Here is a 20,787-nt window from a genome sequence, read left to right on the forward strand (position 1 = left end):
GCTCGCCCTAGCGCTTGCCCAGGCCGAGGTAGCTTTCGACGACGCGCGGGTCGTCCGCGAGCTGCCGGGCCGGGCCCGACAGCACGACCTGCCCGGTTTCCAGCACGTAGGCGTAGTCCGCCGTCTGCAGCGCAGCCCGGGCGTTCTGCTCCACCAGCAGGATCGCGACGCCGCGCCGCCGCAGCTCGGCGATGATGAGGAAAATCTCCTTGACGATACGCGGCGCCAGGCCCAAAGAGGGCTCGTCCAGCAGCAACAGCCGGGGCTTGGCCATTAAGGCCCGGCCCAGGGCAAGCATTTGGCGTTCCCCGCCCGACAAGGTGGCGGCCAGCTGGCGGCGACGCTCCTTGAGCCGGGGAAACAGCGCATAGACCTCCTCCATCGAGGCAGCCTGGTCGCGATGGCCGCGGCGGTAGCGCTGGAACCCGCCCAGCAAGAGGTTGTCCTCCACGCTCATTTCGCCGAACAGCTCCCGTTTTTCAGGCACGAGGTTCAGGCCGGCCGAGACCATGTGCTCGATGTCGACGCGCCGCTGCGGCTCGCCGTCGACGCGCACCGCGCCGCGGGCGGGCAGCAGTCCCATGATCGCGGATAGCAGCGTGGTCTTGCCGGCGCCGTTGGGGCCGATCACGGTCACGATGGTGCCGGCCGGCACCGTCAGGTCCACGCCATGCAGCGCCTCGACCTTGCCGTAGGAAACGGACAGGCCCGAGACTTCGAGCAATGGCGAAGATGCAGCCGGGCTGCTCATTCCACACCTCCCAGATAGGCTTCGAGCACCCGCGGATCGCGCTGTACTTCCTCGGGCAGGCCTTCGGCGATTTTTTCGCCAAACTCCATGACCACCACGCGGTCCGCCAAGCCCATGACGAAATCCATATCGTGCTCAACCAGCAGGATGGCCATGCCCTCGGCGCGCAACGCGCGCAAAGTTTCAGCCAGCGCCTGTTTCTCCAGATAACGCAGGCCCGCAGCCGGCTCATCCAGGAGCAGCAAGCACGGATCCGCACAGAGCGCCCGGGCGATTTCGAGCATGCGCTGCTTGCCCAGGGGCAGCGAACCCGCCGGCAGGTCGAGCACATCGCCCAACCCCACGCGGCGCGCCTGGCGAGCCGCCTCGGCCAGCAGGCGGGCTTCTTCACTGCGCTCCAGGTGCAGGGCGCCGCGCACCAACCCCGACAGCAACCCTTTGCGCTCGCGCAGATGAGCGCCCAGGGCGATGTTTTCGAGCACGCTCATCTGCGGCAAGAGCCGCACGTGCTGGAAGGTGCGGCCCATGCCCAGCGCGGCGATCGTCCGCGACGGCTGGCCCGTCACATCCCGGCCGCGGAAGATGACGCGTCCGGCGGTCGGATCGTCCACGCCCGATAGCAAGTTGAACATCGTGCTCTTGCCTGCGCCATTCGGTCCGATCAGGGCCAGTACTTCGCCGGCCGGAACGGAAAAACTGATGTTGTTGTTGGCGACGAGGCCGCCGAAGCGCTTGGTCAAGCCCTGGGCCTCGAGCACGATTTCGCCGTGGGCCGGCTGCGTGCGGCGCGACAGCGGCGCGGCCTGTTCGTCGATGACCCGCGCATCGCGCGCCAGCGGCAAGTAGCGGCGCGCCAGGCGAACCACGACAGGCCACAGGCCATCCGGCGCACGCTGCAGCGCAATCACCAGCAGGATGCCGAAAACGATGCTCTCGAAATTGCCCGAGGCGCCAAGCAAGGCCGGGAGCAAATCTTGCAGCCATTGCTTGAGCATGGTGACCAGGCCGGCTCCCACCAGTGCGCCCCAGACGTATCCTGCGCCGCCGATCACGGCCATGAACAAGTACTCGATGCCGATATGCAGGCCGAAGGGCGTGGGATTCACGAAACGCTGCATATGTGCGTACAGCCAGCCCGACACACAGGCAAGCAGCGCAGCGATCATGAAGATGGCGATGCGGGAGCGGGCCGTATCCACGCCCATCGACTCGGCCATCACCATGCCGCCCTTCAGGGCCCGGATGGCACGCCCTTCCCGCGAATCGAGCAGATTGCTGACCACGAGCATGGCGAGCAACAACACCGCCCAGATGAGCCAAAAGAGGTCCCGCCCCCTGGACAAATCGAGCCCGAACAGGGAAATCGAAGGCAGCCCCGACAATCCCGTATGGCCGCCGAGGAAATCCAGGGTGCCGAACAGGTAATACAGGCTAAGGCCCCAGGCGATGGTGCCCAGCGGCAGGTAGTGCCCGGACAGGCGCAACGCGATCGCGCCCAGCACCCAGGCGGCGAAGGCCGTCACGATCAACCCGGCGACGAGGCCGATCCAGGGCGATGCGCCCAGCCAGGCGAAGGCCGGCGGAAGCGTGGCGATGGACAGCCAGGCGCTGGTATAGGCGCCCAGCCCCACGAACGCCGCCTGCCCGAACGAGGTCAGCCCGCCGACCCCCGTGAGCAGCACCAGCCCCAACGCCACCAGTGCGTACAGGCCGATGTAGTTGAGCAGCGTGACCGTAAATTCCGACATGCCCAGCCCCGCCGCCGCCAGCAGCGCGAGGCCGACGCCGATGATCCAGATGGAGCGCAGGCGCATCATTCCTCCTCCACGTGGCGGGAAGCGAGCGAGCGCCAGATCAGCACGGGGATGATCAGCGTGAACACAATGACTTCCTTGTAAGCGCTGGCCGCAAATGAGGAGAAAGCTTCGAGCAGGCCGACCAGCACGGCGCCGGCCGCAGCCAGCGGATAGCTCGCCAGGCCGGCAATGATCGCAGCCACGAACCCCTTCAGCCCAATGAGGAAACCGGTGTCGTAGTAGATGGTGGTGATGGGCGCGATGAGGATGCCGGAGAAGGCACCGATCAACGCACACAGCAAGAAGCTGAGCTTGCCGGCAAGGCTGGTCGGTATGCCCATGAGCCGCGCGCCCACCCGGTTTACCGCCGTGGCGCGCAAGGCCTTGCCATAGAGCGTGCGCCCGAATACCACGGTAAGAATGAAAATGAGCACGATGGAGCAGCCCACGACCCACATGGTCTGCGCCGAGATGGGTATGCCGCCGAGCTCGAAGCTCCCCTCGGAGAAGGGCGGTGTGCGCGACCCCTCCGCACCGAAGAACAGCAGGCCCAGCCCCACCATCGCAACGTGCACGGCCACCGATACGATCAGCAAGACCAGCACGCTGCTTTCGGCCACGGGCTGGAAAGCCAGCCGCCACACCATGGGCCCCATGGGCACCACCGCCAGCAAGGCGAATACGATCTGGACTGCGAGCGGCAGCGCCTGGAAATCGACGAAGCGCGCAATCGCGAAGACGACGGCGGGATACAGCAGATTCCAGCCTGCCGCGCGCGGGATGTGCCGCCAATCCCGGTCGCGCCACGCGCTCCAAAGCTCGACGAGCATGACGGCGCAGCCGCCGATGAGCAACAGCCACACCGTGCCCGGCAGCTTGCCGGCTTGCAAGGCGGCCAAGGTCAGCGCGCCCCAGGAGACAAACTCGCCTTGGGGAATGAACACCACGCGCGTGACCGTGAAAGCCAGGACGAGCGCCAAGCCAAGCAGCGCATATATGGCGCCGTTGACGACGCCGTCCTGGACGAGGAAAAGGGCGATCTGTAGATCCATGTCAGCTCCGCCGGGCGGCCCCGCAGGGCCGATGCGCCCCGCCCGGGGCAGCGAAATCGAAAAACAACATAAAAAAGCCGCGCGCCCATCATGGCGCGACGGCGTTTCCCCAACGGGATGCTTCCGGCTTGGAGCCGCCCGGCAGACGCGCTCCAGGGTGCCGGTCGTTCACTACGATGCGCGGCCGAACGTTGCCGGTTCGCCGACGCCGCCCGAAGCATACCGGACGGCAGGGCATCTGGCGCGCATGCCTTCGAATACCTTGACTGCCTTTTACTTGAGCAGCTTCCAGGCGCCGTTCTCGATGGTCACCATCACGCGGGAACGGTTGTCCAACCCGACGTGATCGGAGGCGCTCATGTTGAACACGCCATGGGCGCCGGCCACGTTCTTGGCGTTTTCCAGGGCGTCGCGCAACGCAGCGCGGAACTCCGGCGTACCCGGCTTCGCCTTCTGGAGCGCAACCGGCACCGCCGCTTCGATCAGCTTGCCGGCGTCCCAGGCATGGGCGCCAAAGGTAGAGACAGAACCCTTGCCGTAGGCAGCTTCGTATTTCTGCACGTATTCCGTGGCCGAAGCCTTGACGGGATGGTCGGCAGGCAGCTGTTCAGACACCAGCACCGGGCCGGCAGGAAGGAACGTGCCTTCCATGTCCTTGCCGCCGACACGCAGGAAGTCGTTGTTGGCCACGCCGTGGGTCTGGTAGTACTTACCGCGGTACCCGCGCTCCTTGAGCGTTTTCTGGGGCAGCGCGGCGGGGGTGCCGGCCGCGCCGATCAGCACCGCATCGGGCTTGGCCGCGATCATCTTCAGTACCTGTCCCGTGACGGAAGTGTCGGTGCGGTTATAGCGTTCGTTGGTCAGCACCTTGATGCCCGCGGCCTGCGCCACCTTGACGAACTCCTGGTACCAACCTTCGCCGTATGCGTCGGCAAAGCCGATGAAGGCGACCGTCTTGACCTGCTGGGCCTGCATGTGCTCGACGATGGCCTTGGCCATCTCGGCATCGTTTTGCGGCGTCTTGAAGGCCCACCGCTTCTTGGCGTCCTGGGGTTCGACGATGATGGCCGAGGCCGCCATCGAGATGACCGGCGTGCCGGTTTCGGCGGCGATGTCGACCATGGCCAGCGAGTTCGGGGTGATGGTGGATCCCACCATCACGTCGACCTTGTCTTCAGTCACGAAGCGGCGCGCATTCTTGACCGCGGTGGTCGTGTCGCTCGCGTCGTCCAAGACGATGTAATTGACTTTTTGGCCCGCGATGGTCTTGGGCATCAACGAAAACGTGTTCTTCTCGGGTATGCCCAGGGAAGCGGCCGGACCGGTGGCGGAGACGTTGACGCCCACGGTGATGTCGGCCTGAGCGGCCACGGCGAAGACGGCAAGGCCCACGGCCACGCCCAGTTTGCTGATGGAAAACATGGAAGTCCCCACTTGTTGTTTCGATTCTGGATTGGAAGTTCCGCCCCGCCGCGCGGGCGGCGTGCCGGAAAGAGCCGGATTCAAGCCTCTTCGATCGCAGTCGATTCCGACTCCCGCTTCTTGATCATGCGCGCCGCCAGCAGGCCCACTTCATAAAGCAGGCATAAAGGTACTGCCAACATGAACTGGCTGACAACGTCGGGCGGCGTGACGATGGCCGCCACGACGAAGGCCCCGACCACCACGTAGCCGCGCGCCGCCGCCAGCTTGGCGACGGTCGTAATCCCCGTCTTGACCAGCAGCACCACGGCCACCGGTACCTCGAACGTCAGGCCAAAGGCCAGGAACATCGTCATCACGAAGTTCAGATAGGCCTCGATGTCGGGCGCCGGCGTAATGGATTGCGGGGCGAAGGTCGCGATGAAGTGGAAAACGGTCTTGAAAACCACGAAATAACAAAACGCCATGCCCGCCAGGAACAACACCGTGCTGGAGACGATGAGCGGCAGTGCCAGGCGCTTTTCGTGCTGGTACAAGCCCGGCGCGACGAAGGCCCACGCCTGGTACAGCACGTAAGGCAGGGCAATCACGAAGGAGGCCAGCAGCGTGACCTTGACCGGCACCATGAACGGCGTGATGACCCCGGTGGCGATCATGCGGGTGCCCTCCGGGAGCGTGGCAAGCATGGGCTGCGCCAACACGTCGTAGATGGCCGACGCGCCGGGATAGAAAAACAGCACGATGAACACCGCGACCACGGCGATGATGGCCCTGAGCAGCCGGTCGCGCAGCTCCACCAGGTGAGAGATGAAGCTGTCCTCTGGCAAAGTTTCTTTGTCTGTCACGTTTTTTCGCTTTCGCGTACCGTCGGGGCCCCGGCCGGTTGGCCGGCAGCGGGTTGATGGACAGCGGGCGGCAGCAGGTCGGCCGGAAACAGCGATCCCTGGACGAGGTCGTCGCCCGGCTCGCTCCCGGCGGCGGGCGGCGTCGTGGGGGCCGTTTCAGCCGCATGCGCCGGTTCGGCGCCCGCCGCAGGGTGAGGCCCGCCCGCAGCGTCGCCGGTAGGTTCCGCGGCCGGCCCCGGCAAGGGCTCCGACGACGCCGCCTGGACCTCCCGCGCGGCTTCTTCGACCGTATGCTGGACCTCGCTGAGCCCTTTGTTCAGGTCGTCGACGTTGGTCCGGATCGTGGTTTCGAGCGAGCGCGCCGCATCTTCCATTTCCTTGCGCAGGTGGCGCAGCTCGTCGAGCTCCATTTCCCGCCGGATGTCGCTCTTGACGTCGCTGACGTAACGCTGCGCCCGCCCCAGCAGGTGGCCGACGGTGCGGGCCACCTTGGGCAGCCGCTCGGGGCCGATGACGATCAGCGCCACCACCCCGATGGTGAGAAGCTCGGTAAAACTGACGTCGAACATTCAGCGCCCTGTATCGGCGCCAGGCGCCATCGTTTTAGTCATGGATCAAGAACCCGGCAAAAAAGCGCGATGGGACGCAGCCGGCGGCTCGTCCCAGGTTGCGAAGGAAATCGCCCCATGCGGGAGATCATGCGGCCGGGAACCGAATGCCCCGGCCCGGCCGGCGAACTGCCTCCCATGCCCCCGGGCCGGCGCCCGGGCTGGCTCGCTCAACGCGCGGGAGGCGCCTTCTCCTTCGCTTCGACATCGATGGTTTCGGCCGCCACGCGCTTCGGATCGCCTTCGGCGGCAGTCGAGGCCGAGGTCGTATCGCTGCCTTCCTTCATGCCCTCCTTGAAGCCTTTCACGGCGCCACCGAGATCCTGCCCGAGGTTCTTCAGCTTCTTGGTGCCGAAGATCAGCACCACGATCAGAAGAACTACCAGCCAGTGCCAAATGCTAAAGCTACCCATTCCATGCTCCACGCCTTGCGGCGGATGATCGTCCAGTCGTTACGGGCGGAAACCGCCGGTGGTTCAGTTGCGCTTCCAGGGCCGCGGGCCGCCTATGACGTGATAGTGCAAGTGCGGCACCTCTTGCCCGCCGTCCGCGCCGTTGTTGACCATCAGGCGGAATCCCCCTTCCGGCCCGGGGCGACAGCCCTGCTCCAGCGCCAGACGGGGAATCAGAACTTGCATTCTACCCAAGAGCGGCGCGTCGCTTTCCGTGATCTCCTGCAGCGAGGTGATGTGCCGCTTGGGGATGACCAGGAAATGTACGGGCGCAATGGGATTGATGTCGTGGAAAGCGAAGATTTCGTCGTCTTCGTAGACCTTGCGGGACGGGATTTCCCCGCGCGTGATCTTGCAGAATATGCAGTTGTCGCTCATTTCGTTTGGTTCGTGGCGTTGCCGCTGCGCGCGGCTTTTTCATCCAAACCCGACACGCCCTCGCGCCTCGCAAGCTCGGCGACGACCTGTTCGGGACGCAAACCGTAATACTCCAGCATGACGAGACAATGAAACCAAAGATCAGCGGTCTCGTAAATGATCTTTTCCGGCACGCCGTCCTTGGCCGCCATGACCGTCTCGGTCGCCTCTTCCCCGATTTTCTTCAGGATGCCGTCCGGCCCCTTGCTGAAGAGGCGAGCCACGTAAGAGGAGTCGGGGGAGCCGCCCCGTTCGGGCCTGCGGCTGGCGATCGTATCTGCCAGCCGCGCCAGGAAATCGTTCATTTGTAAATGCTCTCCGGATCCTTGAGGACGGGGTCGGTCTCCACCCAGCGCACGCCGCCCTCGCCTTCGGTTTCCAGGCGGCGGTAGAAACACCGCTCGCGCCCGGTGTGGCAGGCAATGCCGCCGACCTGCTCGACGCGCAGCAGCACCACATCGCCGTCGCAATCGAGCCGGATTTCGCGCACCCGCTGCACATGGCCAGACTCCTCGCCCTTGCGCCAGAGGCGCTTGCGCGAGCGCGACCAGTAGGTGGCATTGCCGGTACGCAGCGTCTCGCGCAGCGACTCACGGTTCAGGTAGGCGAACATGATGACCTTGTTCGTCGTGACCTCCTGGGCAATGCCAGGCACGAGCCCGTGCTCGTCGTAGACGATGGCATCGAGCCAGGCTTCCTGGTCCGCAGGCAAAACGTCGCGCTCGGTGCTCATGCTCTATCCAACCTTACGCTGATGCCGCGCTCGGCCATGAAACGCTTGGCCTCCTGCACGGTGTGCTGCCCATAGTGGAAAATGCTCGCGGCCAACACGGCATCGGCATGGCCTTCGGTGATGCCATCGGCCAGGTCCTGCAACGACCCCACCCCGCCGGAAGCAATGACCGGGATCGGCACCGCGTCCGACACCGCGCGGGTGAGCTGGAGGTCGAAGCCCGAGCGCGTGCCATCGCGGTCCATGCTGGTAAGCAGGATCTCGCCGGCGCCGTACTCAGCCATCTTGCGCGCCCACTGCACGGCATCCAGGCCGGTAGCGTTGCGCCCGCCGTGGGTGAACACCTCCCAGCGCGGCGGTTCGCCTTCGGCCGAGACGCGCTTGGCGTCGATCGCGACCACGATGCACTGCGACCCGTAGCGCCCCGAAGCCTCGCGCACCAGCTCGGGATGGGTGACGGCCGACGTATTGATGCCGACCTTGTCCGCGCCGGCGTTCAGGAGCCGGCGCACGTCCGAAACCTGGCGCACCCCGCCGCCCACGGTGAGCGGGATGAAAACCTGTGCCGCCACCTGCTCGATCACCGACAGGATGATGTCGCGCTGATCGCTAGAAGCGGTGATGTCGAGGAAGGTGAGCTCGTCCGCCCCCTGCTCGTCGTAGCGGCGCGCGATCTCTACCGGATCGCCGGCATCGACCAGGTTCACGAAATTGACGCCCTTGACGACGCGGCCGGCGGTCACGTCCAGGCAGGGAATGATGCGACGTGTGAGCATGCCTACCCCTTACGCGCGCCGCGCGCAGGGGAACGCGCCCCGGTGTGTGCGCGCGGCAGCCCCTCGGAGGTGCAGAATGCCGCGGCGGCGCGGACCGGACCAGCCGGCGCCGCGTTGCCCCGGGAGGGGGCGCGGAGTGCTGTTGCAACCATGAATGACTCGATAAGCAAATGTTCAAAATGCCCGGCCTGGGTTGCCGGAGCGGAAGGCCTGCGGCGAAGCGGAGGCCCCGCAAGCCTTTAGCGTACCGCGAATCGGGCGGCGGACCGTAGGGACAGCCAGGAGCCGCGGGCGAGCCGGCGGCGCGCGGTGGGACCGGGGAACCGCCTCTTCCCCCTGGCTTCTTTAATCGTTAATGCGAGCCGCTCAGTTCGTCCGCCAGGGCCTGGGCGGCCTGGAAGTCCAGCGTGCCCTCGTAGATGCTGCGGCCCAGGATCGCACCTTCGATGCCCTCGTCTTCCACCTCACAAAGTTTCTCGATATCGGTGAGGTTGGCGATGCCGCCCGAGGCGATGACCGGGATGCGGACATGCTGGGCCAGCTTGACCGTGGCTTCGACGTTGACACCCGAGAGCATGCCGTCACGGCCGATGTCCGTGTAGATGATGGATGCGCAGCCGTAGTCTTCGAACTTCTTTGCCAAGTCCGTGACGTCGTGCCCGGTCAGCTTGCTCCAGCCGTCGGTGGCGACCTTGCCGTCCTTGGCGTCGAGGCCGACGATGATCTGGCCCGGGAAGGCGCTGCAGGCATCGTGCAGGAAGCCCGGGTTCTTGACCGCGGCAGTGCCAATGATGACGTAGGAGATGCCGCTGTCCAGGTACCGCTCGATGGTGTCGAGGTCGCGGATGCCGCCGCCGATCTGCACTGGGATTTCGTCTCCCAGGGCATCCACGATGGCCTTGATGGAGGCCTCGTTCTTGGGCTTGCCGGCAACCGCACCGTTCAGGTCCACGAGGTGCAGGCGGCGCGCCCCCTGGTCCAGCCAATGGGTGGCCATGGCGGCGGGTTCTTCGGAGAACACGGTGGCATCGTCGAGATCGCCCTGGCGCAGGCGGACACAACGACCGTCTTTGAGATCAATCGCGGGAATGAGAAGCATGGCGAATCGGAGCGTCGTTCGTATCGGGAAGCACTAACTGGGCGACTAGGCGAAAAGACCGGCCGGATCCCGGCTGGCGGAATTCATGGATTCCATCTCACGAAATTCCGATAAATGCGCAAGCCCGCAGCGGCGCTTTTTTCGGGGTGGAACTGAGTTGCGAAAATGTTATCTCTGGCTACTGCGCAGGTAAAGGCGACCCCGTAATCGGATTGACCGGCAATTACCCCAATATCGGCGGGAACCACGTAATAACTGTGGACAAAATAGAAGTAGGTGCCGTCGTCCACGCCTTCCCAGAGCGGGTGCTCCATCGTCTGGCGGACCTGGTTCCAACCCATGTGCGGCACCTTCAGGCGGTCCGGGCCTTCGAAGGCAGGGCCGGCGAAACGAATCACCTCGCCCTCGAACAGCCCCAGGCCGTCGGCCGGGCCTTCCTCACTGCGTTGGAACAGCATTTGCTCCCCGACGCACACGCCCAGCAGCGGCTTGGTGCGCGAAGCCTCGATCACGGCGTCGCGCAGGCCGGTTTCGGCCAGGTTGCGCATGCAGTCGGGCATGGCGCCCTGCCCCGGAAACACGACGCGATCGGCCGCGCGTACGCCCTCTGCATCACTGCAGATGCGCACGTCGGCCTCGGGCGCCACGTGTTCCAGCGCCCGGGCCACCGAGCGCAAGTTGCCCATGCCGTAATCGACCACCGCGATGCGGGTCATAGCACCCCCTTGGTGGACGGCACGGCGCCGCCGGCGCGCGGGTCGACCTCGAGCGCCATGCGCAGGGCGCGGCCAAAGGCCTTGAATACCGTCTCGCATTGATGGTGGGCGTTGACGCCCCGCAAATTGTCGATGTGCAGGGTTACCAGCGCGTGGTTCACGAAGCCCTGGAAGAACTCGCGCGTCAGGTCCACGTCGAACTGGCCGATCATCGCCCGCGTGAACGGCACGTGGAATTCCAGGCCCGGGCGGCCCGAGAAATCCACGACCACCCGCGACAGCGCCTCGTCCAGCGGCACGTAGGCATGGCCATAGCGGCGGATGCCAGCCTTGTTGCCGACCGCCTTGGCCACGGCCTGCCCGAGGGTAATGCCGACATCTTCGACCGTATGGTGGGCGTCGATGTGCAGGTCGCCCTCGGCGACCAGGTCGATGTCGATCAGGCCGTGGCGCACGACCTGGTCAAGCATGTGATCCAGGAACGGAACGCCGGTCTGCAGGTTCTGCTTGCCGGTGCCGTCGAGGTTGACGACCGCGCGTATGCGCGTCTCGTTGGTATTGCGGGTGATCTCGGCGGTGCGCATGATCGTTTCGGGATAGTCGGGTTGATAGGGCTGCGTCGGCATTATGACGAAGCATCCGGCCGCGCTGGGGCAGCCGCGGCCTCGTCCAGGCGGTACTCGGCGCTGTGCGCGTGGGCCTGCAGCCCCTCTCCGTACGCCAGCGTCGCGGCGATGCGTCCGAGGGTCTGGGCCCCCGCGCCCGACACCTTGATCAGGCTGGACCGCTTCTGGAAATCGTACACGCCCAAGGGCGACGAAAAACGCGCGGTCCGGGACGTCGGCAGCACGTGGTTGGGGCCGGCGCAATAATCGCCCAGCGACTCGGAACTGTGCGGCCCCATGAAAATGGCGCCGGCGTGGCGGATGCGATCGGCCCACCGCTCGGGATCGACGGTCGAGATCTCCAGGTGCTCGGGGGCGATCTCATTGGCGATGGCGCACGCTTCCTCGAGGTCCCGCACCAGGATCAGCGCCCCGCGGTGGGCCAGGCTGGCGCGGATGATCTCGGCGCGCGGCATGGCGGGCAACAGCCGGGCAATGGCGGCTTCGACGGCCTCGAGGTAGGCGGCATCGGGGCACAGCAGGATGGCCTGGGCCAGCTCGTCGTGCTCGGCTTGGGAGAAGAGATCCATGGCGATCCAGTCAGCCGGCGTCTTGCCGTCGCAGATCACGAGGATCTCGCTCGGGCCGGCAATCATGTCGATGCCGACCGTGCCGTAAACCCGTCGCTTGGCGGCCGCGACATACGCGTTGCCGGGGCCCACGATTTTGTCCACGGGGGCGATGGAGGCCGTGCCGTAGGCCAACGCGCCCACGGCCTGGGCACCGCCGATGGCAATGGCGCGATCCACCCCGGCGATGGCCGCCGCGGCCAGCACCATGGGGTTGCGCACGCCGTCCGGCGTAGGCGTGACCATGACCACTTCGGCCACGCCCGCCACCTTCGCGGGAATGGCGTTCATCAGCAGCGAGGACGGATAGGCCGCCTTGCCTCCGGGCACGTACAGCCCTACCCGGTCGAGCGGCGTGATTTTTTGCCCGAGCACCGTGCCGTCGGCTTCGGTGTAGGTCCAGCTCTCGGCGCGCTGGCGCTCGTGGTAGGCACGAATGCGCTCGGCCGCCGCTTCCAGGGCCCGGCGCTGGTCCACGGCCAAGGCGTCGAGGGCCGCGGCCCAATCGGCGCGGGGGATCTCCAGCTCCTCGACGGACGACGCCTGGACGCGGTCGAAGCGGCGGGTGTACTCCAGCACGGCTTCGTCGCCGCGGGCGCGGACATCCCGCAGGATCTCGGCCACCGCCTGTTCGATGGAAGCATCTTCGGACGCTTCAAAGGCCAGCAGCGAGCGCAAGCGCGTGCGGAAATCGTCGCTACGGGTATCGAGTCGGTTGATCAGGGACATATCTCACTCTGCAGAATCGGTTTCACAAGGCCGCCCGGCCGTGCTCCCGGGGGCACGGCGGCAATGGACAACGCAGCCTCTTGATGGAGCGGGGGCGAGCCGCGGCAGCGCTCCCGCGTGCGCCGGATCAGCCGGGCATGGCCAGGCTGGCGCGCGCGAAAGCGTTGATCAGAGGCTGCAACCGGTGTCGCTTCGTTTTCAGGGCGGCCTGGTTGACGACCAGGCGCGACGATATGTCCATGATATCTTCGACCGCGACCAGGTTGTTGGCGCGCAACGTCCCGCCGGTCGAGACCAGGTCGACGATCACGTCGGCCAGGCCGACCAGCGGCGCAAGCTCCATCGAGCCGTACAGCTTGATCAAGTCCACGTGCACGCCCTTGGCCGCGAAGTGCTCGCGCGCCGCCTGCACGTACTTGGTCGCCACCCGCAGGCGGGCGCCCTGGCGCACGGCGCTGGCATAGTCGAATCCGTTCGGCACGGCCACGCACAACCGGCATTTGCCGATGCGCAGGTCCACCGGCTGATACAGCACGCCGGGATGTTGGGCCGTGTGCTCGATCAGCACGTCCTTGCCTGCCACGCCCAGGTCGGCCGCGCCATACTGGACATAGGTGGGAACGTCCGATGCCCGCACGATGATGATGCGCACGCCGGGATCGCTGGTCGGAAGAATGAGCTTGCGCGACTTTTCCGGATCTTCGGCCACGGTGATGCCGGCCTCGGCCAGCAGCGGCATGGTCTCGGTGAAGATGCGTCCCTTCGACAGCGCCAGGGTGATGGGCGCGGCGGGGTCAGCCGGGGCGAAGGCGCTCATCGCCTACCCTCCCGCGATCCGGAAACGATACGTGCCCTCATGCCTGCCCCCTGCCGTCGCTCACGCGACGAATGTCGGCGCCCAATAGCGAAAGTTTGCGCTCCATGTGCTCGTAGCCGCGATCCAGGTGATAGATGCGATCGATGATGGTCTCTCCGTCGGCGATGAGCCCCGCGATGACCAAGCCGGCCGACGCCCGCAGGTCGGTCGCCATGACCGCGGCCCCGGACAGCCGGGGGACGCCCTTGACCACGGCCGTATGCCCGTCGATCTCGATGTTCGCGCCCAGGCGGCGCAGCTCCTGGACGTGCATGTAACGGTTCTCGAAAATGGTTTCGGTGATGACCGCCGTGCCGTCGGCGATGGTGTTCAGGGCCATCAATTGCGCCTGCATGTCGGTGGCAAAGCCTGGGTACTCGAGCGTGCGGAAACCCACGGCCTTCGGCCGGCCGCGCATGCCGGCCTGCACCCAATCCGGGCCGCATTCGATCGACACGCCGGCCTCGGCGAGCTTGTCGAGCGTCGCGCCCATGCTGGAAGGGTCGGCGTTGCGGAGCACGATTTCTCCGCCCACGGCCCCCACTGCGCACAGGAACGTACCTGCCTCGATGCGGTCGGGTATGACGCGGTGGGTCGCGCCGTGCAGCCGCGGGACCCCTTCCACCACGATCCGGTCCGTGCCGTGTCCGCTGATGCGGGCCCCCATCTTGATGAGCAACTCTGCCAGGTCGACGATCTCGGGCTCGCGCGCCGCGTTCTCGAGCACGGTCAGCCCTTCGGCGAGCACGGCCGCCATCAGCAGGTTCTCGGTGCCGGTCACGGTCACCATGTCGGTGCGTATGGTGGCGCCCTTCAGGCGCTTGGCGCGCGCCACCACGAATCCATGCTCGATGCGGATCTCGGCTCCCATGGCCGCCAGCCCCTTGATGTGCTGGTCGATGGGGCGCTGGCCTATGGCACAGCCGCCGGGCAAGCTGACCCGGGCTTCCCCGAAGCGGGTCAGCAGCGGCCCCAGCACGAGAATCGACGCGCGCATGGTCTTGACCAGCTCGTAGGGCGCCTCGAGCGCCTCGACTTGGTCGGCGTGGAGCGTCACGTTGCCGCCCGAATCGCCGGCGGCGCCATGGCGCTCGGCCTTGACCCCCATGCGGCGCAGCAGCCGCAGCGTGGTGCCAATGTCGTTGAGCTGTGGGACGTTCTCGAGCGTGACGGGATCAGAAGTCAGGAGCGAGGCGCAAAGACAAGGCAGCGCGGCGTTTTTCGCCCCCGACACTTCCACTTCCCCGCGCAAGGGGCGACCGCCGGTGATCTGCAACTTATCCATTAATCGCCCACCTTGAATTCCTGGGGAGTCAGGGTACGCATGGACAACGCGTGGATTTCTTCGCGCATGCGCTCGCCCAAGGCGGCATACACCATCTGGTGCCGGGCGATGAGGCGCTTGCCGTCAAATGCCGAACTAACGATGAGCGCTTCGAAATGCTGGCCGTCGCCCTGCACTTCGACGTGCTCGCAAGGCAATCCGTCGAGAATGTACTGCCGGACCTGCTCGGGAGTGGGAAGCATCGCCATCCTCTGGGCTCGTCCTTTCAATAGCGAAGTTTGTAGCCGGTAGACAACAGCCGCAACGCGAACGAGGCTACCAGCAGGAAAGTGCCCGCGACGACCGCCAGGCTATGCCACGGCGAAACGTCGGCGACGCCGAAAAACCCGTAGCGGAAGCCGTCTATGGTGTAGAAGATCGGGTTCCAGTGCGACACGGCCTGCCAGAACGGCGGCAGCGAATGCACCGAATAGAATACCCCCGACAAAAAGGTGGCGGGCATGATCAGGAAGTTCTGGAACGCCGCCATCTGGTCGAACTTCTCGGCCCAGATGCCGGCGATCACGCCGAGCACGCCCATGATGCCGCTGCCGAGCACGCCGAACACCAAGATCCACCAAGGTTCGGCCAGGCGCGGCTCGGCGAAGAACAGCGACACGGCGAAAATCCCCAGCCCGACACAGATGGCGCGCGCGATCGCGGCCAGCACATAGGCCCAGAAAAACTCCCAGTGGGTCAGCGGCGGCAGCAGCACGAACACCAGGTTGCCGGTGACGCGGCTTTGCATCAGCGACGACGAGGAGTTCGCAAAGGCGTTCTGGAGCATGCTCATCATCATGAGCCCGGGGATCAGGAACACCGTGTACGAGACCGAGTCGTAGACCGTCACGCGCCCTTCCAGCACGTGCACGAAGATCAGCAGGTACAGCAGCGCCGTCACCACCGGCGCGGCGATGGTCTGGAAAGCGACCTTCCAGAACCGCAGCATTTCCTTGCAAAACAGCGTCCAAAAGCCGGAACCCGCGTTCAGGTTCGGCTGCAGGCCGATGAAGCCGGCCGGCTTGGCGGCCTCGTCGGACGGAGTTGGACGCTCGGTAGGATGGACCGCGCTCATTGCATTGCCCTCACGCCGCCTTCTCCAATGCCGTCGTTGCCGAAGCGCCGTGCATGATGTTCAGGAACGCGTCTTCGAGATCGGCAGGCAGCACTTCGATTCCTTCGATGACGCCGCCGGCCGTGCGCACCTGCGCCAGCAGCGATTCCAATTCAGTACTGTTTTCCAGGCGGAGCACCGCCCGGCGTTGCTGGTAATCGACCAGCCGTTCATCCAGCACCCGGCTCTTGCCTTGCGGCCAGCCGGACGCGCCCATGTGCAGCACCAGGCGCGAACCGCCTACCTTGGCGAGCAGCGCCCGGGTCGTATCGAGCGCCACGATCCGCCCCGCCTTCAGCATGGCGATGCGGCCGCAGAGCTCCTCCGCCTCTTCCAGGTAGTGCGTGGTCAGCAGAATGGTATGGCCCATCTGGTTCAAGCGCGAGATGAACTGCCAAAGCGTGCGGCGCAGGTCGACGTCCACGCCCGCGGTCGGCTCGTCCAGCACAATCACCGGCGGCCGGTGCACCAGCGCCTGGGCCACGAGCACCCGGCGCTTCATGCCGCCGGACAGCGCACGCATGTTTTCGTCGGCCTTCGACGTCAGCCCCAGGTTCTCGAGGATCTCATCGATCCAGTCGTCATTCTTGCGCAGGCCGAAATAGCCCGACTGGATGCGCAGCGTCTCCCGCACCGTGAAAAACGGGTCGAACACCAACTCCTGCGGCACGACGCCCAGCGCGCGGCGCGCGGCCCGGAACTGGGCCTGGACGTCGTACCCGCAGATAGACACCCGGCCGGTCGTGGGCCGGGACAGCCCCGCCAGGATTGCGATCAGCGAAGTCTTGCCGGCTCCGTTGGGCCCAAGCAGGCCGAAGAACTCGCCCGGCTGGATCTCGAGATTGACATCGTTGAGTGCCTGGAACCCTTCGACGGGCGCGTCCGCGCCCATGCGCCGCCACAAGCTCGTTTGCTTGGGATAAATCTTGGAAACGTGTTCGATACGGACGGCGGGAGACATGACTCGAGTGAAAAACGCTAGCGTGCCCACAAGCCGCACCGGCGGCGGGCACTGGCGCGCACGGGTGCCTCAAAAAGCACAATCCCGGCAAATGCCGGGCAATCCGTCATTATAAGGCAACGGTGGGGGGTGTCCTGCGCCGCGCCGTCTCCTGCCCCCGGGCGGCGCCCGGCCCTAGTTCTCGAACTGGCGATTGCGTTCCGCGAGGGACTTGATCAGGCCGTCGATGCCGCCCTGGCTGATCTGCTGCGAGAACTGGTTGCGATAGTTCTCGATCAGCCAGACGCCGAGCACGTTGACGTCGTAGATCTTCCAGCCTTGGCCGTCTTTCTCCATCCGATAATCCACGGGCACGGGATCGCCGGAGGGCTGCTTGATGACCGTTCTTACGACCACGTCGGTCGCATCGGCCGGATAGCGCGAGGGCAGCAACTCCACCGCGGTCTGCTGCTTGACGGCAGACACGGCGCCGCTATAGGTGCGGACCAACGTGGTGCGAAACTCCTTCACCAAGGCTTGCTGCTGCTCCGGGGTGGCCTGGCGCCAATAGCGCCCCGCTGCCAGCCGGGTGGTTTTCTCGAAATTGACGTACGGCAGGATTTTCTCGTCCACCAGCTGCAGCAGGCGCCGCGGATTGCCCGACTGCACGGCGGGATCGGATTTGATGGCGTTCAAGACGTCGTCGGTCACTTTCTTGACCAGCGCTTCCGGCGAACCCGGCGCCTGGGCATGGGCGGCACCCGCGCAAGCCATTGCCAACGCCAGCAACGACGCGGCCAGCCACCCGAACCCGCGGCGGAACGTACTCAGCGCGATCACTTGTTTATCCAAACAAACCATGGGGAGCCTCATCTCTCTTATTGTTTCGGCTTGCCGGACGCCGAAGCGGCATCGGCAGGCTCGTCGTCATCTTCGTAATCAGGCAGCGAGTAATCCGGCAGCTCGGCGTCTTCCGAACGCGCGCCCCGGATCAGGCTCGCCCGCCGCTGCAAGTAGGCATCGCGGGTGAAAGCATACGGGTCGAGCGCAACCTGGTCGAGCAGGTTGCCCACCTCCAGCAGGTTGGCGCGCGCATTGACGATGCGCAGCCCATAGACCGAATTGCGCACCGGAACGTTGTCGATGTTCCGCACGGCCACCGGGTCCGCCAGGAAATCGACGGCGGTACCGCCCGCGTCGCGGATGGTGCTTGGCCCCAGGAACGGCAGCACCAGATAGGGGCCCGAGCCCACGCCCCATACCCCCAGCGTCTGGCCGAAGTCGGCCCGGTTGCGCGGCAGGCCGTTCTCGGTGGCGAGATCGAAGCAGCCGAACACGCCCATCGTGGTGTTGAACAATACGCGGAAAGTCGTGTTGATGCCGTCGTGCGCCCGGTTCTGCAGGAAGCTGTTGAGCGCGGACATGACGTCGCCCACGTTGGCGAAGATGTTGCGCACGCAGCTGCGGACGGGAGACGGCACGACGTTCACGTAGCCCTGTGCCACGGGCTTGAGCACGGCGCGATCGACCGTGTCGTTGAACTTGTACACGCTGCGGTTGAAGCCTTCGAGCGGATCCCGCGGATCGGGAGGCGCCCCCTCGGGCACGGACGCGCAGGCGGTCAGGCCCGCCGCCAAGACCAGCGCCAAAATATTCTTGTTCATGTTCGTTCGCCTACCCTGTAATCATTTCGCGGCGTCGCCGGCCTGCGAAGAACTGCCCCCTTCGGCCGCCTTGCTATAGAGGAACTGGCTGATCAGATTCTCCAGCACGACCGCGCTCTGGGTGTATCGGATCTTGTCGCCGGCGACGAAATTCTTCTCGTCCCCGCCGGGTTCTATGCCGATGTACTGTTCGCCGAGCAAGCCCGAGGTCAGGATCTTGGCGGAAGAATCGACCGGAAACTGATAGCGGGAATCCAGTTCCATGGTCACCACCCCCTGGTACATCTTGTCATCGAACGTAATGCTCGAGACGCGGCCCACGACGACGCCCGCGCTCTTGACGGGAGCGCGCGGCTTCAGGCCGCCGATGTTGTCGAAATTGGCCGTCACCGTATAGGTGTTGCCGACTGCCAGCACATTGAGCAGGTTGCCCGCCTTCAATGCCAGGAACACCAGGGCGAGCGCGCCGATGAGCACGAAAATTCCCACCCAGAGATCGACTTTCTCTCGCGACATTGCGTATTTCCTCCGGACCGCGCCCCCACGGCGCGTCGTCCCTTGCCAGTTGTCCATCGGCGCCCGGCCGCGGGCGCCGCGTCATTTCATCAGCCGCCGAACATCGAGGCGGTGAGCAGGAAGTCCAGGCCCAGCACCGCCAGGGAGCCCGCCACCACCGTACGCGTCGTGGCCCGCGATACGCCTTCCGGGGTGGGCGTCGCCTGGTAGCCCTGGTAGAGCGCGATCAAAGTCACCGCGACGCCGAAGACCAGGCTCTTGATCACGCCGTTGCCCACGTCCTGCCAAACGTCGACGCCATTCTGCATCTGCGCCCAAAAGGCGCCTTCATCCACCCCGATCAGCTGGACGCCCACGCCCCAGCCGCCCAATATGCCCACGGCCGAGAACACGGCCGCCAGCAAGGGCATGGCGATGACCCCGCCCCAGAAGCGCGGCACCAAGACGCGCCGGACCGGATCGACGGCCATGACCTCCATGGCCGCCAGCTGCTCGCCGGCCTTCATCAACCCGATTTCCGCCGTGAGCGAGGTGCCGGCCCGCCCGGCGAAAAGCAGCGCCGTCACCACCGGACCCAGTTCGCGGACCAGGCTGAGCGCGACGAGCAGCCCCAGCGCCTGCTCCGAACCGTAGCGGTTGAGGGTGTAATACCCCTGTAGCCCAAGCACGAAGCCGACGAACAGCCCGGATACGGCAATGATGACCAATGAATAGTTGCCGATGAAATGGATCTGCTGCACGACCAGGCGCGGACGCCGCAACGCCGTGCCGCTCTTGAGGAGCAGCTGCGCGAAAAAGCGGGCGAACGTGCCGAGCCCCGTTATCGTGCTTCGCGTGCCGGCGCCAAGCGCTATCAGAAACCGCGTGAGCGCCATCACCGGGCCCTCCTCTGCCGCTCGAGCCACGACCGGTAGGCGGGCGTCTCGGGATATTGGAAGGTCACCGGACCGTCCGGCTCGCCGTGGAGGAATTGATGCACGAAGGGATCCTGCGAGGCGGACAGCTCGTCCGGCGTCCCGCTCGCCACGATGGAGCCGCGCCCCAACAAATAGACTTGGTCCACGATACGGAAAGACTCCTGCACATCGTGCGTGATCAGCACCGAGGCGCAGCCCAGTTGATCCGTCATGGTCCGTATCAGCTGCGCGGTCACGCCCATCGAGATGGGGTCCAGGCCGGCAAACGGCTCGTCATAAAGAATGAGCTCGGGCTCCAAGACCACGGCGCGGGCCAGGGCGACGCGCCGTGCCATGCCGCCCGAGATCTCGGACGTGCGCAGGAAAGCGGCGGCCTTGAGCCCGACCGCGTCCAGCTTTGACAATACCCGCTCGAGGATTTCGGCCTCGCTCATGGCCGTGTGCTCGCGCAGCGGAAATGCGACGTTTTCGTAGACGTCCAGGTCGGTGAACAGCGCTCCCTGCTGGAACAACACCCCCATGCGCTTGCGCAGCGCAAAGAGGCGGTCGCCAGACAGGCGGGAGATATCTTCGCCCAAGGCGACCACCCGCCCGGCCTTGGCCGCGAGCTGGCCCGTCGCGGCACGCAGCAAGGTGGTCTTGCCCGAGCCGGAGCCTCCCATGATGGCAACCACCTGGCCCCGCCTGACCTGCATGTTGATGTCTTGCAGGATCGTGCGATCGCCATAGCCGACGGTCAAGCGGTCGAAGACCAACGCGACATCGGAAGGGGAAATAGGTGGTGCCGAATCGGGCATGTAAACGGAGGAGTCGGAAAGATGGGCGG

The 20,787-nt window shown here is 65.6% G+C and carries 25 protein-coding genes; all 25 read right to left on the minus strand.

Annotated features, from left to right (window positions below):
* Window positions 1-7: 7 nt before the first annotated feature.
* Window positions 8-751, minus strand: coding sequence for an ABC transporter ATP-binding protein (locus tag Q0319_RS12905; RefSeq protein WP_296470142.1), 744 nt, complete (start codon window positions 749-751; stop codon window positions 8-10).
* Window positions 748-2,565 carry a branched-chain amino acid ABC transporter ATP-binding protein/permease gene (locus tag Q0319_RS12910; protein WP_299453200.1) on the minus strand — a complete coding sequence of 606 codons (1,818 nt, stop codon included), beginning with the start codon at window positions 2,563-2,565 and terminating at the stop codon, window positions 748-750. Before Q0319_RS12910 ends, Q0319_RS12905 begins: the two co-directional genes overlap by 4 nt.
* Complete coding sequence (locus Q0319_RS12915; protein ID WP_296468934.1) at window positions 2,565-3,599, minus strand: branched-chain amino acid ABC transporter permease; 1,035 nt, start codon at window positions 3,597-3,599, stop codon at window positions 2,565-2,567. The genes Q0319_RS12910 and Q0319_RS12915 overlap by 1 nt, the downstream gene beginning before the upstream one ends.
* Window positions 3,600-3,872: 273 nt before the next feature.
* Window positions 3,873-5,021 carry an ABC transporter substrate-binding protein gene (locus Q0319_RS12920; RefSeq protein WP_296468932.1) on the minus strand — a complete coding sequence of 383 codons (1,149 nt, stop codon included), beginning with the start codon at window positions 5,019-5,021 and terminating at the stop codon, window positions 3,873-3,875.
* Between the two features lie 80 nt (window positions 5,022-5,101).
* On the minus strand, window positions 5,102-5,866 hold the full coding sequence (gene tatC / locus Q0319_RS12925; protein WP_296468930.1) for a twin-arginine translocase subunit TatC: 765 nt from the start codon (window positions 5,864-5,866) through the stop codon (window positions 5,102-5,104).
* On the minus strand, window positions 5,863-6,435 hold the full coding sequence (gene tatB, locus Q0319_RS12930) for a Sec-independent protein translocase protein TatB (protein ID WP_296468928.1): 573 nt from the start codon (window positions 6,433-6,435) through the stop codon (window positions 5,863-5,865). The genes tatC and tatB overlap by 4 nt, the downstream gene beginning before the upstream one ends.
* 209 nt (window positions 6,436-6,644) lie before the next feature.
* Window positions 6,645-6,887, minus strand: a complete 243-nt coding sequence (tatA, locus tag Q0319_RS12935) for a Sec-independent protein translocase subunit TatA (RefSeq protein ID WP_296468926.1) — start codon at window positions 6,885-6,887, stop codon at window positions 6,645-6,647.
* Between the two features lie 63 nt (window positions 6,888-6,950).
* A complete protein-coding gene (locus Q0319_RS12940; protein ID WP_296468924.1) occupies window positions 6,951-7,304 on the minus strand; it encodes a histidine triad nucleotide-binding protein in 354 nt (117 codons plus the stop codon).
* Complete coding sequence (locus Q0319_RS12945; protein WP_296468922.1) at window positions 7,301-7,648, minus strand: phosphoribosyl-ATP diphosphatase; 348 nt, start codon at window positions 7,646-7,648, stop codon at window positions 7,301-7,303. Before Q0319_RS12945 ends, Q0319_RS12940 begins: the two co-directional genes overlap by 4 nt.
* On the minus strand, window positions 7,645-8,076 hold the full coding sequence (gene hisI / locus Q0319_RS12950; RefSeq protein WP_296468921.1) for a phosphoribosyl-AMP cyclohydrolase: 432 nt from the start codon (window positions 8,074-8,076) through the stop codon (window positions 7,645-7,647). The genes Q0319_RS12945 and hisI overlap by 4 nt, the downstream gene beginning before the upstream one ends.
* A complete protein-coding gene (gene hisF / locus Q0319_RS12955; RefSeq protein ID WP_296468919.1) occupies window positions 8,073-8,852 on the minus strand; it encodes an imidazole glycerol phosphate synthase subunit HisF in 780 nt (259 codons plus the stop codon). The genes hisI and hisF overlap by 4 nt, the downstream gene beginning before the upstream one ends.
* A gap of 352 nt (window positions 8,853-9,204) precedes the next feature.
* Window positions 9,205-9,951 (minus strand): 1-(5-phosphoribosyl)-5-[(5-phosphoribosylamino)methylideneamino]imidazole-4-carboxamide isomerase, encoded by a 747-nt coding sequence (gene hisA / locus Q0319_RS12960; RefSeq protein ID WP_296468917.1) that lies wholly within the window; start codon window positions 9,949-9,951, stop codon window positions 9,205-9,207.
* 83 nt (window positions 9,952-10,034) lie between these two features.
* Complete coding sequence (gene hisH, locus Q0319_RS12965; protein ID WP_296468915.1) at window positions 10,035-10,667, minus strand: imidazole glycerol phosphate synthase subunit HisH; 633 nt, start codon at window positions 10,665-10,667, stop codon at window positions 10,035-10,037.
* Window positions 10,664-11,251: an imidazoleglycerol-phosphate dehydratase HisB gene (hisB, locus tag Q0319_RS12970; RefSeq protein ID WP_296468936.1), complete on the minus strand. Its 588-nt coding sequence runs from the start codon at window positions 11,249-11,251 to the stop codon at window positions 10,664-10,666. Before hisB ends, hisH begins: the two co-directional genes overlap by 4 nt.
* 41 nt (window positions 11,252-11,292) lie before the next feature.
* Window positions 11,293-12,630 carry a histidinol dehydrogenase gene (gene hisD, locus Q0319_RS12975; RefSeq protein ID WP_299453133.1) on the minus strand — a complete coding sequence of 446 codons (1,338 nt, stop codon included), beginning with the start codon at window positions 12,628-12,630 and terminating at the stop codon, window positions 11,293-11,295.
* Between the two features lie 127 nt (window positions 12,631-12,757).
* Complete coding sequence (gene hisG / locus Q0319_RS12980; RefSeq protein WP_296470728.1) at window positions 12,758-13,447, minus strand: ATP phosphoribosyltransferase; 690 nt, start codon at window positions 13,445-13,447, stop codon at window positions 12,758-12,760.
* Window positions 13,448-13,484: 37 nt separating this feature from the next.
* Window positions 13,485-14,771, minus strand: a complete 1,287-nt coding sequence (gene murA / locus Q0319_RS12985) for a UDP-N-acetylglucosamine 1-carboxyvinyltransferase (protein WP_296470725.1) — start codon at window positions 14,769-14,771, stop codon at window positions 13,485-13,487.
* Window positions 14,771-15,019, minus strand: coding sequence for a BolA family protein (locus tag Q0319_RS12990; protein ID WP_296470723.1), 249 nt, complete (start codon window positions 15,017-15,019; stop codon window positions 14,771-14,773). The genes murA and Q0319_RS12990 overlap by 1 nt, the downstream gene beginning before the upstream one ends.
* Window positions 15,020-15,036: 17 nt before the next feature.
* Window positions 15,037-15,885, minus strand: coding sequence for an ABC transporter permease (locus tag Q0319_RS12995; RefSeq protein WP_299453138.1), 849 nt, complete (start codon window positions 15,883-15,885; stop codon window positions 15,037-15,039).
* 10 nt (window positions 15,886-15,895) lie between these two features.
* Window positions 15,896-16,816, minus strand: coding sequence for an ABC transporter ATP-binding protein (locus Q0319_RS13000; RefSeq protein WP_299453204.1), 921 nt, complete (start codon window positions 16,814-16,816; stop codon window positions 15,896-15,898).
* A 243-nt stretch (window positions 16,817-17,059) separates the two neighbouring features.
* Window positions 17,060-17,737 (minus strand): ABC transporter substrate-binding protein, encoded by a 678-nt coding sequence (locus Q0319_RS13005; RefSeq protein ID WP_296467860.1) that lies wholly within the window; start codon window positions 17,735-17,737, stop codon window positions 17,060-17,062.
* Between the two features lie 5 nt (window positions 17,738-17,742).
* Entirely contained in the window at window positions 17,743-18,528 is a 786-nt protein-coding gene (locus Q0319_RS13010) for a VacJ family lipoprotein (RefSeq protein WP_296467862.1), read from the minus strand.
* 21 nt (window positions 18,529-18,549) lie between these two features.
* On the minus strand, window positions 18,550-19,044 hold the full coding sequence (gene mlaD / locus Q0319_RS13015) for an outer membrane lipid asymmetry maintenance protein MlaD (RefSeq protein WP_296467864.1): 495 nt from the start codon (window positions 19,042-19,044) through the stop codon (window positions 18,550-18,552).
* Window positions 19,045-19,133: 89 nt separating this feature from the next.
* On the minus strand, window positions 19,134-19,919 hold the full coding sequence (mlaE, locus tag Q0319_RS13020) for a lipid asymmetry maintenance ABC transporter permease subunit MlaE (protein WP_296467875.1): 786 nt from the start codon (window positions 19,917-19,919) through the stop codon (window positions 19,134-19,136).
* Window positions 19,919-20,758, minus strand: a complete 840-nt coding sequence (locus Q0319_RS13025) for an ABC transporter ATP-binding protein (protein WP_299453142.1) — start codon at window positions 20,756-20,758, stop codon at window positions 19,919-19,921. Before Q0319_RS13025 ends, mlaE begins: the two co-directional genes overlap by 1 nt.
* Between the last annotated feature and the right edge of the window lie 29 nt (window positions 20,759-20,787).

Origin of the sequence: uncultured Pigmentiphaga sp., assembly GCF_937950555.1 — a bacterium.
Classification (GTDB): domain Bacteria; phylum Pseudomonadota; class Gammaproteobacteria; order Burkholderiales; family Burkholderiaceae_B; genus Pigmentiphaga.